This is a genomic window from Lactobacillus sp. M0403 (assembly GCF_016101265.1).
Classification (GTDB): domain Bacteria; phylum Bacillota; class Bacilli; order Lactobacillales; family Lactobacillaceae; genus Lactobacillus; species Lactobacillus apis.
This window is the reverse complement of sequence record NZ_JACFQV010000019.1, coordinates 1-313: the sequence shown is the minus strand read 5'-3', so window position 1 is coordinate 313 and position 313 is coordinate 1. Positions and strand designations below refer to the sequence as shown.

The 313-nt window shown below is 42.5% G+C and carries 1 protein-coding gene; it reads right to left on the bottom strand.

Annotation, left to right across the window (positions count from 1 at the left end):
- A partial coding sequence (locus H3T48_RS08825) for a DUF1542 domain-containing protein (RefSeq protein WP_198189195.1) occupies positions 1–313 on the bottom strand: 313 nt, incomplete at both ends.

Genomic DNA, 313 nt, shown 5'->3' with positions numbered 1-313 from the left:
GCGGCAGTGATCTTGTCCTTAGCAGCAGCACCTGCTGCTTCAGCGTTTGCTATCTGGGTAGCTTTGTCAGTAGTTGTTAATGCTGTATCCTTATTAATTTTATCCTTAGTGGCTGCTACTTCGTCATCAATTGCGTCTTTAGCATCGCTCTTTATTTGATCTAGTCCAAGTATTACATGAGCCGCTGCTACTGCTTTTTCACCATCATTGAAAGCCTTTTCTAGTTCATCACCAGTTGTAGCTAAATCAATGTTATTCTTAGCGTCTTCTCCAGCCGCTGCTGCATTTGCCTTTTGCTCTGTCTTTCTTGAAT